The organism is Streptomyces sp. V3I8 (genome assembly GCF_030817535.1).
Lineage (GTDB): Bacteria > Actinomycetota > Actinomycetes > Streptomycetales > Streptomycetaceae > Streptomyces.
Genome location: NZ_JAUSZL010000002.1, coordinates 2,746,041 through 2,762,826 on the forward strand (window position 1 = coordinate 2,746,041; position 16,786 = coordinate 2,762,826).

Genomic DNA, 16,786 nt, shown 5'->3' on the forward strand with positions numbered 1-16,786 from the left:
CCGGCCGCAGCCGGCCCGCGGACGAAGGAACGCACAACCGCCGCAGGCCCACGCACGCCGCCCCCGGCCCGGAGGGGATGCTTCCGGGGCGGGGGCGGTTCGGTGGGACGCCGGCCCGGGTGCGGGGGCGTCCCCGTTCGGGGAGGGGCGGAGGGGTCTCAGCCCATGTGCGGGTACGGGTAGTCGGTCGGCGGGACCAGCGTCTCCTTGATGGCGCGGGTCAGCGTCCAGCGCATCAGGTTCTGCGGGGCGCCAGCCTTGTCGTTCGTACCCGACGCGCGGCCGCCACCGAAGGGCTGCTGCCCGACGACGGCACCGGTCGACTTGTCGTTGATGTAGAAGTTGCCCGCGGCGTAGCGCAGCTTGTCCATCGTGTACGCGGCGGCGGCGCGGTCACCGGCGATGACCGAGCCGGTGAGGGCGTAGTCCGACACCGACTCCATCTGGGCCAGCATCTCGTCGTACTTCTCGTCCTCGTAGACGTGCACGGCGAGGAACGGTCCGAAGTACTCGGTCGTGAAGACCTCGTTGGCGGGGTCGGAGCACTCCACGACGGTCGGGCGCACGAACCAGCCCACCGAGTCGTCGTACGTGCCGCCCGCGACGATCGTGCAGCTCGGGTCCGCGGCGGCCCGGTCGATCGCGGCCTTGTTCTTGGCGAAGGACCGCTCGTCGATGACGGCGCCGATGAAGTTCGACAGGTCGGTGACGTCACCCATGGTGATGCCGTCGACCTCGGCCGCGAACTCCTCCTTGAAGCCGGAGTTCCAGATGGAGGCCGGGACGTACGCGCGCGAGGAGGCGCTGCACTTCTGGCCCTGGTACTCGAAGGAGCCGCGGGTCAGGGCGGTCTTCAGGATGGCGCGGTCGGCGCTCGGGTGCGCGACGACGAAGTCCTTGCCGCCGGTCTCGCCGACCATGCGCGGGTAGGTGCGGTACTTCTCGATGTTGTTGCCGACCGTCTTCCACAGGTACTGGAAGGTCTTGGTCGAGCCGGTGAAGTGGACGCCGGCGAGGTCGCGGTGTTCGAGGGCGACCTTCGAGACCTCGATGCCGTCGCCGGTGACGAGGTTGATGACGCCCTTGGGCAGACCGGCCTCCTCCAGGAGCTGCATGAGCAGCACGGCGGCGTGGGTCTGCGTCGGGGACGGCTTCCACACGACGACGTTGCCCATGAGGGCGGGGGCCGTGGGCAGGTTGCCCGCGATGGCCGTGAAGTTGAACGGCGTGATCGCGTAGACGAAGCCCTCGAGCGGGCGGTGGTCGAGGCGGTTCCAGACGCCGGGCGAGTTCGCCGGCGGCTGCTCGGCGAGCAGGTCACGGGCGTACTTCACGTTGAAGCGCCAGAAGTCCACGAGCTCGCAGGGACAGTCGATCTCGGCCTGCTGGGCGGTCTTGGACTGGCCCAGCATGGTGGAGGCGGCGAGGGTCTCGCGCCACGGTCCGGACAGCAGCTCGGCGGCGCGCAGGATGATCGCGGCGCGGTCGTCGAAGGACATCGCGCGCCAGGCGGGCGCGGCGGCGAGGGCCGCGTCGACCGCGTCCTGGGCGTCCTGGGCGGTGGCGTTGCGCAGGGTGCCGATGACGGCCTTGTGGTTGTGCGGCTGCACCACCTGGAACGGCTCGCCGCCGCCCATGCGCTTCTCGCCGCCGATGGTCATCGGCAGGTCGATCGGGTTCTCGGCGAGCTCCTTGAGCTTCGCCTCCAGGCGGGCGCGCTCGGCCGAGCCGGGGGCATAGCCGTGCACCGGCTCGTTGACGGGGGTGGGGACCTGGGTCACAGCGTCCATGGGTTCCGTAACTCCTTAGTGAGCGGGTGTCGCCGGACCCGCACCCGTGTCGACGGCCGGGGTGCCGGTCCTTCTCGGTGTCTCGCGTTCCTTCCCGGTCCCGCTCAGTTCCTGGTGAGGACCGAGCGGGCGAAGAACAGCAGGTTGGCCGGCTTCTCCGCGAGGCGGCGCATGAAGTAGCCGTACCAGTCGGTGCCGTAGGCGGTGTAGACCCTCATGCGGTGACCCTCGGCGGCGAGCCGCAGGTGCTCGTCGCTGCGGATCCCGTACAGCATCTGGAACTCGTACTCGTCCACCTTGCGCCCGGCGCGCCGTGCGAGCTCCTGCGCGATGGAGATCAGCCGCGGGTCGTGCGATCCGACCATCGGGTACCCGTCGCCCTCCATCAGGGTGCGCAGGACCCGGACGTACGCCTTGTCGATCTCCGGCTTCTGCTGGTACGCGACCTCGGCGGGCTCCTTGTAGGCGCCCTTCACGAGCCGTACGCGGCTGCCGTTCGCGGCGAGGCGGCGGGCGTCGGCCTCGGTGCGGAAGAGGTAGGCCTGGATGACGCAGCCGGTCTCCGGGAAGTCCTTGCGGAGCTCCTCGTGGATGGCGAACATCGAGTCGAGGGTGGTGTGGTCCTCGGCGTCGAGCGTGACCGTCGTGCCGATGGCCGCGGCGGCCTCGACGACGGGCCGGACGTTGGCCAGCGCCAGTTCGTGCCCGCCCGCCAGGGCCTGCCCGAACATGGACAGCTTCACCGACATCTCGGCGCGCGTCCCGAGCTCCAGCTCCGCGAGGCGGCCGACCAGCTCCAGGTAGGCGTCACGGGCGGCGGCGGCCTGCTCGGGGGTGGTGATGTCCTCGCCGACCACGTCCATGGTCAGTTCCAGGCCCTGGTCCGTGAGGTCCTGGACGATCGGCACGATCTGGTCGACGCTCTCCCCGGGGATGAAGCGGTCGACGACCGGCCTGGTCACCGGGGCCGCCGAGACGAGACGACGCATCCGGTCGCTGCGCGAGGCGGCGAGAATCACGGGACCCAGCACGGGGCACCTCCACAGAAGCCGGTGAACGGAGAACCACCGTGAAACCTAGGGATCCTCCCGAGCGTGAACCATCGACAGCTGTCACGCATCCCACCGCAGTTCTCAGACAGATGTATGAGGGCGGGCGGAACCGGGGGACAATGCCCAGGTGACGGCCGCATACGAAGGTGACTACCAGGACCTCGTCGACGAGGTCTCGGAGCTGCTCGGCGCGCCCGCGACCCTGGAGAACCGGGATTTCGAACTGATCGTGTTCGGCGCGTACGACAGTGAGGGCGACCTCGACGCGTCGGCGCTGGACCCCGTGCGCACGCGCTCGATCCTGACCCGGCGCTCGACGACGGCGGTCCGGGAGTGGTTCGAGGGCTTCGGCATCACGCGGGCGACGGGGCCGGTGCGCATCCCGCCCACCCCGGAGGCCGGGGTCTACCGGGGCCGGATCTGCCTGCCGGTACGGCACCGGGGCGTGGTCCTCGGCTACGTCTGGCTCCTGGACGACGACCCGGGCCCGTCGGACGCCCGGCTGGCCACGGCCATGGAGGTGACGGCGCGGATCGGCGCGCTGCTGGCGGACGAGGCACAGCACGGCGCGGACCTGACCCGGGAGCTCCGGGCCGTCCTCACGGCGGACCGCGACTGGCAGCGGGACACGGCGATCGCGGAACTACGGACGGCGCTCGGCCCGCGGGCGGACGCACCCCACACCCTGATCTGCGTGGCCCCCTGGCCGTCGCCCGAGGCGCCCTCGGTACGGACGGTGCAGGGCGCGGCGGCCCTGTGCACGATGCCGCAGGGGGCGTCGGCCCGGTCCCTGGCGGTGCTGCTCCGCCTGCGCGCGCCCGACGCCCTGGCGCCGGCGACGACAGCGGCGGGCCGGCTGCTGGAGCGGGCGGGTGAGCGGGGCGGGGCGGGCGTCGCGACGGCGCGCGGCGGTCTCGCGGAGCTGGGAACGGCCTGGCGGGAGGCGTCGGCGGCGGCGCGGGCGGTGGGAGCGGACCCCAGGCTCGGCCCGATCGCGGCATGGCGGTCGATCGGCCCGTACCGCCTCCTGACGGCGCTCCCCCCGGACGCGACCCATGATCCGGCGGTCGCCCCCCTGCTCTCCGCCACCCACCAGGAACTGGCCCGCACGGCCGAGACGTACCTCGACTGCGCCGGCCAGGCGACGCGCACGGCGGCGGCCCTGGGCATCCACCGCCAAACCCTGTACTACCGGCTGTCGCGCGTGGAGGGGCTGACGGGCCTGGACCTGGACGACGGCGAGGACAGGCTGCTGCTGCACATGGCGCTCAAGGCGCGGCGCCTGTGAGACCGGCTGCGCCGGTCATGGGGTGAGTCGTTCCCGGGGTGTTCGTGGCCTGCGGGGCGCGGCCCGCCCGGCACCGGTCCGGTGATCCGCGGAACCGAGACAGCCCCCTGTCGCCCCCGCGCCCCTGCCGACAGGGACGCGGGGAAGCGCAGTTTTCAGGGGCGCGGGAAACTGCGCGACCGGCACCGCCGGGCCGCGGACGGGCACCGGGCGGGGGGTTCGGGGGCGGCAGCCCCCGAACGGGTCGGGCGGCCTCAGACCAGGTTGACCGACCGGGCCTGCGTCGCGCCGATCTCCTCCGCCAGCTCCGTCAGGACCGGCTGCGGAACCGTGTCGTCCACGGTGAGGACGGCGAGCGCCTCGCCCCCGACGTCCGCACGGGCGACCTGCATACCGGCGATGTTGATGCCGGCCTCGCCGAGGATCCGGCCGAGGGTGCCGACGACGCCGGGGCGGTCGGTGTAGTTGAGGACGACCATGTGGTCGGCGAGCGCCAGGTCCACGTCGTACGCGCCGACGGCCACGATCTTCTGGTGGTGCTTGGGACCGGCGAGCGTGCCGGAGACCGAGACCTCCTGGCCGTCGCTGAGCGTGCCGCGCACGATGACCACGTTGCGGTGGTCCGCGGACTCCGAGCTCGTGGTCAGCCGTACCTCGACGCCGCGCTCCTGCGCGAACAGCGGGGCGTTGACGTAACTCACCGTCTCGTCGACGACGTCCTCGAAGACACCCTTGAGGGCGGACAGCTCCAGCACCTTGACGTCGTGCTGGGTGATCTCGCCGTACACCTCGACGTCGAGGCGGACCGCGACCTCGCCCGCGAGCGCGGTGAAGATGCGGCCGAGCTTCTCGGCGAGCGGCAGCCCCGGCTTGACGTCCTCGGCGATGACGCCGCCCTGGACGTTCACCGCGTCCGGGACCAGCTCACCGGCGAGCGCGAGGCGCACCGAGCGGGCGACGGAGATGCCGGCCTTCTCCTGCGCCTCGTCCGTGGAGGCGCCGAGGTGCGGGGTGCAGACGACCTGGTCGAGCTCGAAGAGCGGGGAGTCCGTGCAGGGCTCCTTCGCGTAGACGTCGAGGCCGGCGCCGGCGACCCGGCCCTCCTTGAGCGCCGAGTACAGCGCGGCCTCGTCGACGATCCCGCCGCGCGCGGCGTTGACGATCCGCACCGACGGCTTGACCTTGTGCAGTGCCTCGTCGCCGATGAGACCGAGGGTCTCCGGCGTCTTCGGCAGGTGCACGGTGATGAAGTCGGAGACCTCCAGCAGCTCGTCCAGCGAGAGGACCTTGACGCCCATCTGCGCGGCTCGCGCGGGCTGTACGTAGGGGTCGTAGGCGACGACCTTCATGCCGAAGGCCGACATGCGCTGGGCGACGAGCGCGCCGATGCGGCCCAGGCCCACGACACCGAGGGTCTTCTCCGCCAGCTCGACACCCGTGTACTTGCTGCGCTTCCACTCGCCGTTCTTCAGGGCGGTGTTGGCCTGCGGGATGTGGCGCGCGGTGGCGAGCAGCAGGCCACAGGCCAGCTCGGCCGCGGTCACGATGTTCGACGTCGGCGCGTTGACGACCATCACGCCGGCCTTGGTGGCGGCGGAGACGTCGACATTGTCCAGGCCGACGCCGGCTCGTGCGACGACCTTCAGCTTCTTCGCGGCGGCGACGGCCTCCGCGTCGACCTTCGTGGCCGAACGGATCAGGATCGCGTCCACGTCGGCGATCGCGGGCAGCAGCTCGGCGCGGTCCCCGCCGTTGCAGTGCCGGATCTCGAAGTCCGGGCCCAGGGCGTCGACGGTTGCGGGCGACAGTTCTTCAGCGATGAGTACGACAGGTTTCGAGCTCACGTGAGTCCTCACAAGTCCATTGCGGACGGCCGTCCCGACGGCCGCAGGCGGTGGAGGGTTGCCGCGTGTTAGACGCACGACGCTGTGGGCCCGACGCGTATGTAGTGGAGCAGTCTAGTGGTGGCGCGCCGTGTTCACGCGCCTCCGCAGAAGGATCACCCGCACGTGCACATCAGCGCGCACGATCCAGCACGCCTGTATCAGCCGTTCCGGCTGTTCGGTACGCAGCCGGGCACGGCCGTGGCACCGGGGCGGCGCCCCGGTGCCACGGCCGGACCGGTGGAATCACTCGTCGTCGTTGACCCACGACATGAGCTTGCGCAGCTCCTTGCCCGTGGTCTCCAGGAGGTGGTTCTCGTCCTGGGTCTTGTACTCGTTGTACTTCTTCAGACCGCCGTGGTACTCGTCCATCCAGGCCTGCGCGAAGGTGCCGTCCTGGATCTCGGCGAGGATCTTCTTCATCTCGGCCTTGGTGGCGTCCGTGATGATCCGCGGGCCGGTGACGTAGTCGCCCCACTCGGCGGTCTCGGAGATGGACCAGCGCATCTTCTCCAGGCCGCCCTCGTACATGAGGTCGACGATGAGCTTCAGCTCGTGCAGGCACTCGAAGTACGCGATCTCCGGCTGGTAGCCGGCCTCGGTCAGCGTCTCGAAGCCCGCCTTGACCAGCGCGGCCGTACCACCGCAGAGGACGGCCTGCTCACCGAACAGGTCGGTCTCGGTCTCCTCGGTGAAGGTCGTCTTGATGACGCCGGCGCGGGTGCCGCCGATGCCCTTGGCGTACGAGAGGGCGAGCGCGAAGCCGTTGCCGGTCGCGTCCTGCTCGACGGCCGCGATACACGGGACGCCGCGGCCCTCCTCGTACTGGCGGCGCACCAGGTGGCCCGGGCCCTTGGGGGCGACCATGCAGACGTCGACGCCGGCCGGGGGCTTGATGAAGCCGAAGCGGATGTTCAGACCGTGGCCGAAGAACAGCGCGTCGCCGTCCTTCAGGTTGTCCTTGATGGACTCCTCGTAGACCTGGCCCTGGATCGGGTCCGGGACGAGGATCATGATGACGTCGGCCTCGGCGGCGGCCTCCGAGGGGGTCACCACGCGCAGGCCCTGCTCCTCGGCCTTCGCCTTGGACTTGGAGCCCTCGTGCAGACCGACCCGGACGTCGACACCCGAGTCACGGAGCGACAGCGCGTGGGCGTGGCCCTGGCTGCCGTAACCGATGACCGCGACCTTGCGGCCCTGGATGATGGAAAGGTCGGCGTCAGCGTCGTAGAACAGCTCGGCCACTTTGGGTTCTCTCCTTGGTGTGCGGTATTGCTCCCCACCGTATGCCGGTGGGGTGGGGGGAGGTTCCGGGGTCTCGGAATGCGGGCGGCCGACGGCGGCCGGCCGCCCGTTTCCGGTCATGCGTGCAGGTCGTGCGCGGCTCTGTCGGGTCTTACGCGGACCGGTCCAGCGCGCGCAGCGACCGGTCGGTGATCGAGCGGGAGCCGCGGCCGATGGCGATCGTGCCGGACTGGACGAGCTCCTTGATGCCGAACGGCTCCAGCATCTTGAGCATGGCCTCCAGCTTGTCGCTGCCGCCGGTGGCCTCGACGGTGACGGCCTCCGGGGAGACGTCGACGGTCTTGGCGCGGAACAGCTGGACGATCTCGACGATCTGGGAGCGCGTCTCGTTGTCGGCGCGCACCTTCACCAGGACGAGTTCGCGCTGGACGGCCGCGCCGGCTTCCAGTTCGACGATCTTCAGGACGTTGACGAGCTTGTTGAGCTGCTTCGTGACCTGTTCGAGCGGCAGTGTGTCGATCACGTTGACCACGATGGTGATGCGGGAGATGTCGGGGTGCTCGGTGACACCGACCGCCAGCGAGTCGATGTTGAAGCCGCGGCGGGAGAACAGGGCGGTGATCCGGGCGAGGACACCGGGCTTGTTCTCCACCAGGACGGAGAGCGTGTGCTTGGACATGGGTCTGCTTCCTTTACCTACGGCTCTCAGTCGTCTTCGTTGTCGCCGAAGTCGGGGCGGACGTCCCGGGCGGCCAGGATCTCGTCGTTCGAGGTGCCGGCGGCGACCATCGGCCACACCATGGCGTCCTCGTGGACGATGAAGTCGATCACGACGGGACGGTCGTTGACCGAGTTCGCCTCTTCGATGACCTTGTCGAGGTCGTCGGGCGACTCGCAGCGGATCGCGTAGCAGCCCATGGCCTCGGACAGCTTCACGAAGTCGGGGACGCGGGTGCCGGCGCTCGGCTGCTTGCCGTCCGCGTCCGGGCCGCTGTGCAGCACGGTGTTGGAGTAGCGCTGGTTGTAGAAGAGGGTCTGCCACTGGCGGACCATCCCGAGGGCGCCGTTGTTGATGATGGCGACCTTGATCGGGATGTTGTTCAGGGCGCAGGTGGTGAGTTCCTGGTTGGTCATCTGGAAACAGCCGTCGCCGTCGATCGCCCAGACCGTGCGGTCCGGTGCGCCGGGCCTTGGCGCCCATCGCGGCGGGCACCGCGTAGCCCATCGTCCCGGCGCCGCCGGAGTTGAGCCAGGTCGCCGGCTGCTCGTACCGGATGTAGTGCGCGGACCACATCTGGTGCTGGCCGACGCCCGCGGCGAAGATCGTGCCCTCGGGCGCGAGCTGTCCGATGCGCTCGATGACCTGCTGCGGCGCGAGCGAGCCGTTCGCGGGCTGCTCGTAGCCCAGCGGGTACGTCTCGCGCCAGCGGTCGAGGTCCTTCCACCAGGCGGTGTAGTCGCCGACGTGCCCCTCGTTGTGCTCCTTCTGCACGGCCTGGACCAGGTCGGCGACGACCTCGCGGGCGTCTCCGACGATCGGCACGTCGGCGGCGCGGTTCTTGCCGATCTCGGCCGGGTCGATGTCGGCGTGGACGATCTTCGCGTGCGGGGCGAAGCTGTCCAGCTTGCCGGTGACGCGGTCGTCGAAGCGGGCTCCGAGGGCGACGATCAGGTCGGCCTTCTGCAGCGCGGTGACGGCGGTGACCGCACCGTGCATGCCCGGCATCCCCACGTGCAGCGGGTGGCTGTCGGGGAATGCGCCGAGCGCCATCAGGGTGGTGGTGACGGGCGCTCCGGTGAGTTCCGCGAGGACCTTCAGCTCGGCGGTGGCGCCGGCCTTGATGACGCCGCCGCCGACGTAGAGGACGGGCCGCTTCGCCTGGGTGATCAGCCGGGCCGCCTCGCGGATCTGCTTGGCGTGCGGCTTGGTCACCGGGCGGTAGCCGGGCAGGTCCATGACCGGCGGCCAGGAGAAGGTGGTCCTGGCCTGGAGGATGTCCTTGGGGATGTCGACCAGGACCGGTCCCGGGCGGCCGCTGGAGGCGATGTGGAACGCCTGCGCGATCGCCTGGGGGATGTCCTCCGCCCTGGTGACCAGGAAGCTGTGCTTGGTGATCGGCATGGTGATGCCGACGATGTCCGCCTCCTGGAAGGCGTCCGTACCGATCGCCTGGGAGACGACCTGCCCGGTGATGGCGACCAGCGGCACGGAGTCCATGTGGGCGTCCGCGATCGGGGTGACCAGGTTGGTGGCGCCCGGCCCGGACGTCGCCATGCACACCCCGACCTTGCCGGTGGCCTGCGCGTACCCGGTGGCCGCGTGACCCGCGCCCTGCTCGTGGCGGACCAGCACGTGCCGCACCCGCGTGGAGTCCATCAGCGGGTCGTACGCCGGAAGGATGGTGCCGCCGGGAATGCCGAATACCGTCTCGGCCCCGACCTCCTCAAGGGAGCGGACGAGGGACTGCGCTCCCGTCACCTGCTCGGGGGCGGACTGCTGTCCTCCGGAACGGGGCCGCGGCTGCGGGTGGTGGGCCCCGGTGGCCTGCTCGGTCATCGGCATTCTCTTCTCGATGCTGAGGGTTTTTGCGAGTTTTGTGCGGTGTGCGGTTACTGGGCGACAGTCACTCGTGCAACAAAAAACCCCTCGTGCCGAAAGGCAGGCGAGGGGAGCGCGTCGGGTGCGGTCACTGGGAGTTCCGGTTCATCGATCCGGTGCTTCCCAGCTCAGCCGACGCGCTTTCCAAGTACGAGAATTCGGGTGCGCATGGCACAGACCCTCCTCCCGGCGCACTGTTCGTGTCAAGCGGGTGGGACGGGAGTCTCATTATGTGAGCGCAGGGCGGTCCCCGTTCCGTACCCTCCGGAGGCCGCCCCCGCCGCGTACGCACTCGTGCCCCCACCTGCGTAGACGCCGCTCGCACCACTTCCCAGGAAGACGGGTTCGACGGGGCCGTGGGGCAGCGGGTGGACCCCCACCGCGAGGGCGCGGCGCAGTCTGTACTCGTCCAGCGGCCCGGAGAAGGCGGCCCCCTGTCCATGGGTGCAGCCCATCGAGCGCAGGGCGACGACCTGCTCGGGCAGATCCACGCCGTCGGCCACGGACTGCAGGCCCAGGTCGCCCGCGATGCGCAGCAGTCCGCTGGTGATCTTGTTGAGGCGGGCGGACTCGACGATCCCCTCGACCAGGGTGCGGTCCAGTTTCAGTATGTCCAGGGGCAGCCGGCGCAGCACGGTGATCGTGCCGTAGCCGCTGCCGAAGCCTTCCAGGGCGATCCGGACACCGAGACGCCTGAGCGTCTTCAGGCGGCGCTCCAGCTCGTCCAGGCAGACCTTCGGGTCCGTTTCGGCCAGTTCGACGATCAGGCCGCCCGAGGGCAGTCCGTGCCGGGTCAGCAGGGCCTCCACGGAACTCAGCGGCATGGAGCGGTCGAGGAGCCGGCGGGCGGTCATCCGGACGGTGACGGGCACGGCGAGCCCGGTGGCGGCACGCTCGGCGGCCTGTTCGACGGCCTCCTCCAGCATCCAGCGGCTCAGCTCGGCGGTGCGGTCGCTGTCCTCGGCGACGCGCAGGAACTCGGCAGGGGTGAAGAGCACGCCCTGGGCCGAGCGCCAGCGCGCCTGCGCGGCCACCGCCGTGATCCGGCCGGTGTCCAGGGAGACCACGGGCTGGTGCAGCAGCGCGAACTCGCCGTCGTGCAGGGCGGCGCGCAGCCGGGTGGCCAGCTCCGCCTTACGGACGACGTCCTGCTGCATCTGCGGCGCGTACAGCTCGACGCGGCCCTTGCCCGCCGCTTTGGCGCGGTACATCGCCAGGTCGGCGTTGCGCAGCAGCTCCCCCGCGCCGAGGCCCGGCTCGGAGAACGACACGCCGATGGAGGCAGCGACCCGGACATCGTTGCCGTCGATGAGGTACGGCTGGGAAAGGGTCGTACGGAGCCGGTCGGCGAGCTCGAAGATGTGGCGCTCGCGCGCGGCGCGGTCGCGGGAGCCGTCGCCGACGATCAGGGCCGCGAACTCGTCGCCGCCGAGCCTGGAGGCGGTGTCCCCCTTGCGGACCGCGTCCTGGAGCCTGCGGGCGGCCTGCACGAGCAGCTCGTCACCGGCCTGGTGGCCGATGGTGTCGTTGACCGCCTTGAAGCCGTCGAGGTCGATGAAGAGCACGGCGGTGCCGTGGTCGGAGGAGCGGCGGCCGGAGAGCGCCTGTCCGACGCGCTTGGTGAACAGGGCGCGGTTGGGCAGGTCGGTGAGCGGGTCGTGTTCGGCGTTGTGCTGTAACTGCGCCTGCAGGCGCACCCGCTCGGTCACGTCCCGGCTGTTGAGGATGAGGCCGCCGTGGTGGCGCTTGACGGTCGACTCGACGTTGAGCCAGCCTCTCCCGCCGCCGGACCGGAAGCGGCACTCGATGCGCGTGGTGGGTTCCTCGGCGGGGCTGGCGGCGAGGAAGCGGCGCACCTCGTGCACCACGCAGCCCAGGTCCTCCGGGTGGATGAGCGAGGCCAGTTCGGAGCCGACCAGTTCCTCGGCGGGGCGTCCGTAGACCCCGGCGGCGGCGGGGCTGACGTACCGGAGGATGCCGTTCGGGGCGGCGATCATGATGACGTCGCTGGAGCCCTGCACCAGGGAGCGGAAGTGGTTCTCCTTCTGGGCCAGTTCCTGGGTGAGGGTGATGTTGTCGATGAGCATGATGCCCTGGCGGACGACGAGGGCGAGCACGACCGTGCCTCCGGTGACGAGCACCACGCGGTCGACGCTGCGGCCGTTGAGCACGTTGTAGAGGATCCCCAGCGTGCAGACGGCGGCGGCCAGGTAGGGGGTGAGGGCCGCCAGCGAAGTGGTGAGGGGCCGGCCGGTCTGGTACCGGCTGTGGCCGCCGTCCTGGACGGGGAGGTGGGTCTGCTGCCCCTGCCGGAACCCGGGCACATGGCTGTGCACCACGTGCGTGTGCCCCTGCTCCTCGGGGCGCCCGTGCCATTGCCCCACCCAGGGGGCGTAGGCGAGGAGCAGCGAGCCGGCGAACCAGCCGGCGTCGAGCAACTGCCCGGAGCGGTAGTCGTTGTGCAGCAGCGGCGAGGTGAACAGGGCGTCGCACATCACCGTCAGGGCCAGTGCCCCGATCGCGGTGTTCACCGCGGAGCGGTTCACCGCCGAGCGCCTGAAGTGCAGGGCCAGCACCATGCTCACCAGGGCGATGTCCAGCAGCGGATACGCGAGCGACAGCGCCGTGTGGGGCACGCCCGGCCCCTCCGCCTTGGCCGCCTGGGCCAGCGCCAGACTCCAGGACAGCGTGAGCAGGGAGCCGCCGATCAGCCAGGCGTCGAGGCCGAGGCACACCCAGCCGGCCCTGCGCACCGGCCGCTTGGCGAGGACGAGCAGGCCCACGATGGCCGGCGGCGCGAAGCACAGGAAGAACAGGTCTGCGTAGCTCGGGCTGGGCACCGGGCGGTCCAGGACGACCTCGTACCAGCCCCAGACGATGTTGCCCGCCGCCGCCATCGCGGAGGAGAGCGAGAAGAGGAGCCATGCGGGTCGAAAACGGCTGCGCCGGGTGCGGGCGCAGACGAAGCAGGAGACGGCGGCGGTCGCGGCCGCCGCGCCCAGCCCGAAGTCGCCCATGATCAGTGCGAGTTCGGGCGAACCCCAGCCGAGCGCGGAGCCCACGGCGTATCCCGCGCACAGCAGGACGAGCACGAGCTGCGGGACCACGCCCGCGCCGCCCGCGTCACCCGCACCGCCCGCGGTGGCCGGTCCGCGGGACAGCAGCGCCCCCGGGGAGCTCACTGCGCTTCCCCGGTCCGAGCCGCCCCCGAGTCCCTCTGGTCCCGGTGGGCCGGCTGGGCATGCCTCTTGCGGCCACCCGGCCGGCGGTGGTGCCGGCCGCCGTGGCCGCTCCTGCGCGTGGGCGGACACCAGGGTCGCCGTTGACGGCCCCGCCGCGTCGGATCGTTGGTCCATAGGCCGTGCATCGCCCGTCGCCCCCCTCACTCCTGCTGTCTCTCAGTCCCCGGCGCCGAATGGTGCGTGGCGCAGCCCCTGTCGGGACGATACACCAGTCTCGTCACTCAGGGACATAGTTCCTCTACGCTCCGTGACGATCAACGGCGATGTGGCCACGGCGCGCACCCGAGGGACTGCGGAGGGTACCCATGAACGTCCTTCGTACGCGCGCGGCCGGGAAGGGGGAGGTCTACGAGCCCGTCGTAAGGAGCACGTTCCGCAGTGGCTCCCGGTTCACGAACCGGCTCAGCTGGTCCGCGAGAAGCCGGTGGGCGCGTGGGAGGAACGCCGAGGTCGGGCCGCCCACGTGCGGGCTGATCAGCACGCCCGGCGCATGCCACAGGGGGTGGCCCGGGGGCAGCGGTTCGGGGTCGGTGACGTCCAGGGCGGCCCGGAGGCGGCCGCTCCCCAGCTCGGCGAGGAGCGCCCCGGTGTCGACGACGCCGCCGCGGGCCATGTTCACGAGGAGGGCCCCGTCCTTCATCCGGGCCAGGAAATCAGCGCCGGCCAGGCCTTTCGTCTGCTCGGTGAGGGGTGTGACGAGGACCACCACATCGGCTTCCGGAAGGAGCTCGCGCAGGGCGGACATCGGATGCACGGGGCCGCGCGCGGTCTCACGTGCGGAGCGCGCGACGCGCGCCACCCGCGCGAGCTCGAACGGTGCGAGCCGGTCCTCGATGGCGGAACCCACTGCTCCGTACCCGACGATCAGGACGCTCCTGTCCGCGAGCGCGGGACGGAACCCGGACCGCCACTCCTCGCGGTCCTGTCCGCGGACGAAGTCGGGGATGCCGCGCAGCGAGGCGAGGATCAGGGTGAGGGCGAGTTCGGCGGTGCTGGCGTCGTGCACCCCGCGCGCGTTGCACAACCGCACCCCCTCGGGTAGGAGTCGCAGGCCGGACTGCACGTGGTCGATACCGGCCGACAGGGTCTGCACGACCTGCACGGAGGTCATGGCGGCCATGGGGCGCACCGAGACCTCGGCGCCCTTCATGTAGGGCACGACGTAGAAGGCGCAGTCGGCGGGGTCGGCGGGGAAGTCGTCCTCCCCGTTCCAGCGGCGGTAGCCGGGGCCCTTGGGGAGGCCGTCGATCTCGTCCTCGTGAAACGGGAGCCACACTTCGTACGTCATGGTCATGAGGCTATGCGAAGCACCCGTGGACGTAGAGGCTGGTTTGGGGTGCCGCGAGAGGGAGGGCACGGCCAGGTGGAGCGCAGGACGATCGGGGCGGCGGCGCTCGAGGTGGGGGCTGTCGGCCTCGGGTGCATGCCGATGAGCTGGGCGTACTCGGGTTCGCGGCAGCGGGGTGCCGCGTCCCTGCGGACCGTGCACGCCGCCCTCGACCGGGGCACGACGCTCCTGGACACCGCCGACATGTACGGGCCCTTCACCAACGAGCTGCTGGTGGGGCGCGCGCTGAAGGGGCGGCGCGCGGAGGCCTTCGTGTCGACCAAGGTCGGTCTGCTGGTGGGTGAGCAGCACATCGTGGCCAACGGCCGTCCCGGCTATGTGAAGCGGGCCTGCGACGCCTCCCTGCGGCGGCTGCAGACGGACGTCATAGACCTCTACCAGCTGCACCGCGAGGATCCCGAGGTGCCGGTCGAGGAGACGTGGGGCGCGATGGCGGAGCTCGTCTCGGCGGGGAAGGTGCGGGCCCTGGGGCTGTGCGCGGTGGGCGCGCGCTCCGGCCGCGGACCGGGGTCGCGGCTGCACGACGGGACGATCCGGACGCTGGAGCGGGTGCAGCAGGTCTTCCCGGTGAGCGCGGTGCAGGCCGAGCTGTCGGTGTGGTCGCCGGAGGCGCTGGAGACCCTGCTGCCGTGGTGCGAGGCGCGCGGCGTCGGTTTCCTCGCGGCGATGCCGCTGGGCAACGGCTTCCTGACCGGGACGCTCACCCCGGGCGAGGGGTTCGAGCGCGACGACCTACGGGCCCGGCATCCTCGTTTCACCGCCGAGATGATGGCCGCGAACCAGCCGATCGTCGTCGGACTGCGCCGCATCGCCGCCCGCCACTCGGCCGCGGCGCCGGGGGCGGAGGTCACCCCCGCGCAGGTGGCGCTCGCCTGGGTGCTGTCGCGCGGACGGCACGTCGTCCCGGTGCCCGGGGCCAAACGCGAGCGCTGGGTCGCGGAGAACGCGGGGGCGGCCGGGCTGCGGCTGACGGCCCGGGACCTCGCCGAGGTGGCGGGACTGCCCGCGGCGCTGGGCTCCTGGGACTGAGACACCGGGACCGGAGCGCCCGGTCCGGGCGGGGTCCGGGGATTCGATGTGCGTGATCGGGAACTCGTGGGGCGCGAGCGGTGTATGAAAAGGAGAGCCTGCCGCGTCGAAGGGATCCTGATCGTGCAACGACGAGCTGTGACGGCCGTGTTGGCCGCAGCCGCGCTCCTGGTGACGGCCGGGTGCTCCTCGGGGGACGACTGGGAGCCGGACGGCGGCAGAAGTACGTCCGCGGACGGTTCCGGGCCGGGCGCCTCCGCCTCGGCCCCGGCCTCCGGGCAGCCGGCCGGGGAGACCCCGCCGGCCAAGGGCTCGGTGAAGGTCGTGCGGACCGTCACCGAGGGCCTGAAGACGCCCTGGGGCCTGGCGCCGCTGCCCGAGGGCGGGCTCCTGGTCTCCTCGCGGGACGAGGGGACGATCACCCGGGTCGACGAGAAGACCGGCAAGAAGACGGAGCTCGGCTCGGTGCCCGGCGTCGCCCCCGGCGGCGAGGGCGGCCTGATGGGCCTGGCCCTCTCGCCGTCGTACGCCTCGGACCACATGGTCTACGCGTACTTCACCTCGGACTCCGACAACCGCGTCGTGCGCATGCAGTACGACGCCAAGAGGCCCACCGGCGAACAGCTGGGCGCGCCCGACACGGTGTTCCGGGGCATCCCGAAGGGCACGAACCACAACGGCGGCCGGATCGCCTTCGGTCCGGACAAGATGCTGTACGTGGGCACGGGCGAGACCTACGTCACCGAGCTGGCCCAGGACAAGAAGTCGACGGGCGGCAAGATCCTGCGCCTGACCCCGGAGGGCGAACCGGCGCCGGGCAACCCCTTCGACTCACCGGTCTACTCGTACGGCCACCGCAATGTGCAGGGCCTGGCCTGGGACGGCAGGCAGCGCCTGTTCGCGTCGGAGTTCGGCCAGGACACCTGGGACGAGCTGAACCACATCAAGCCGGGCGGCAACTACGGCTGGCCGGACGTGGAGGGCAGGACGGACGACTCCAGGTACGAGAGCCCGGTCGACCAGTGGAGCACCGACGAGGCCTCCCCGAGCGGCATCGCCTACGCGGAGGGTTCCCTCTGGATGGCGGGGCTGCGCGGGAAGCGGCTGTGGCGCATCCCGCTCGACGGCACGAAGGAGTCGGCGGACCCGCAGGCCTTCCTGGAGGGCGAGCACGGGCGGCTGCGCACGGTGGTCTCGGCGGGCGGCGGCAAGCTGTGGCTGGTCACGAGCGAGACGGACGGGCGGGGCACCCCGGGCCGCGGCGACGACAAGATCCTGGAACTGAAGGTGACGTGACGGGCGCCGCCCGG

Annotated in this window: 10 protein-coding genes and 1 pseudogene; 3 read left to right on the forward strand and 8 right to left on the reverse strand. The window is 71.2% G+C overall.

What is annotated here, in order from left to right:
- Positions 1 to 158: 158 nt before the first annotated feature.
- Together pruA and QFZ75_RS11955 are read right to left on the reverse strand one after the other, a co-directional pair.
- Positions 159 to 1,790 (reverse strand): L-glutamate gamma-semialdehyde dehydrogenase, encoded by a 1,632-nt coding sequence (gene pruA / locus QFZ75_RS11950; RefSeq protein ID WP_307536309.1) that lies wholly within the window; start codon positions 1,788 to 1,790, stop codon positions 159 to 161.
- Positions 1,791 to 1,894: 104 nt separating this feature from the next.
- Positions 1,895 to 2,821 (reverse strand): proline dehydrogenase family protein, encoded by a 927-nt coding sequence (locus QFZ75_RS11955; protein WP_307536311.1) that lies wholly within the window; start codon positions 2,819 to 2,821, stop codon positions 1,895 to 1,897.
- A 148-nt stretch (positions 2,822 to 2,969) separates the two neighbouring features.
- Between QFZ75_RS11955 and QFZ75_RS11960 the strand changes: the two genes are divergently transcribed.
- Positions 2,970 to 4,130: a CdaR family transcriptional regulator gene (locus tag QFZ75_RS11960; protein ID WP_307536313.1), complete on the forward strand. Its 1,161-nt coding sequence runs from the start codon at positions 2,970 to 2,972 to the stop codon at positions 4,128 to 4,130.
- Between the two features lie 254 nt (positions 4,131 to 4,384).
- Here QFZ75_RS11960 and serA read toward each other — a convergent pair whose 3' ends face one another.
- The 6 genes and pseudogenes from serA to QFZ75_RS11990 form a co-directional block, all read right to left on the reverse strand.
- Positions 4,385 to 5,974, reverse strand: a complete 1,590-nt coding sequence (gene serA, locus QFZ75_RS11965; protein WP_307536314.1) for a phosphoglycerate dehydrogenase — start codon at positions 5,972 to 5,974, stop codon at positions 4,385 to 4,387.
- Positions 5,975 to 6,259: 285 nt separating this feature from the next.
- Positions 6,260 to 7,258, reverse strand: a complete 999-nt coding sequence (ilvC, locus tag QFZ75_RS11970) for a ketol-acid reductoisomerase (protein WP_307536316.1) — start codon at positions 7,256 to 7,258, stop codon at positions 6,260 to 6,262.
- Positions 7,259 to 7,409: 151 nt separating this feature from the next.
- Positions 7,410 to 7,937 (reverse strand): acetolactate synthase small subunit, encoded by a 528-nt coding sequence (gene ilvN, locus QFZ75_RS11975; protein ID WP_307536318.1) that lies wholly within the window; start codon positions 7,935 to 7,937, stop codon positions 7,410 to 7,412.
- A 26-nt stretch (positions 7,938 to 7,963) separates the two neighbouring features.
- Positions 7,964 to 9,815, reverse strand: a pseudogene (locus QFZ75_RS11980) (acetolactate synthase large subunit).
- Between the two features lie 245 nt (positions 9,816 to 10,060).
- Positions 10,061 to 13,039: a bifunctional diguanylate cyclase/phosphodiesterase gene (locus QFZ75_RS11985; protein ID WP_307536320.1), complete on the reverse strand. Its 2,979-nt coding sequence runs from the start codon at positions 13,037 to 13,039 to the stop codon at positions 10,061 to 10,063.
- A 406-nt stretch (positions 13,040 to 13,445) separates the two neighbouring features.
- Positions 13,446 to 14,387: a 2-hydroxyacid dehydrogenase gene (locus QFZ75_RS11990; RefSeq protein WP_307536322.1), complete on the reverse strand. Its 942-nt coding sequence runs from the start codon at positions 14,385 to 14,387 to the stop codon at positions 13,446 to 13,448.
- A 75-nt stretch (positions 14,388 to 14,462) separates the two neighbouring features.
- Between QFZ75_RS11990 and QFZ75_RS11995 the strand changes: the two genes are divergently transcribed.
- Both QFZ75_RS11995 and QFZ75_RS12000 read left to right on the forward strand, forming a co-directional pair.
- Positions 14,463 to 15,476, forward strand: a complete 1,014-nt coding sequence (locus QFZ75_RS11995) for an aldo/keto reductase (RefSeq protein ID WP_307536324.1) — start codon at positions 14,463 to 14,465, stop codon at positions 15,474 to 15,476.
- A 117-nt stretch (positions 15,477 to 15,593) separates the two neighbouring features.
- Positions 15,594 to 16,772 carry a sorbosone dehydrogenase family protein gene (locus QFZ75_RS12000; protein WP_307544393.1) on the forward strand — a complete coding sequence of 393 codons (1,179 nt, stop codon included), beginning with the start codon at positions 15,594 to 15,596 and terminating at the stop codon, positions 16,770 to 16,772.
- The last annotated feature ends 14 nt before the right edge of the window (positions 16,773 to 16,786 follow it).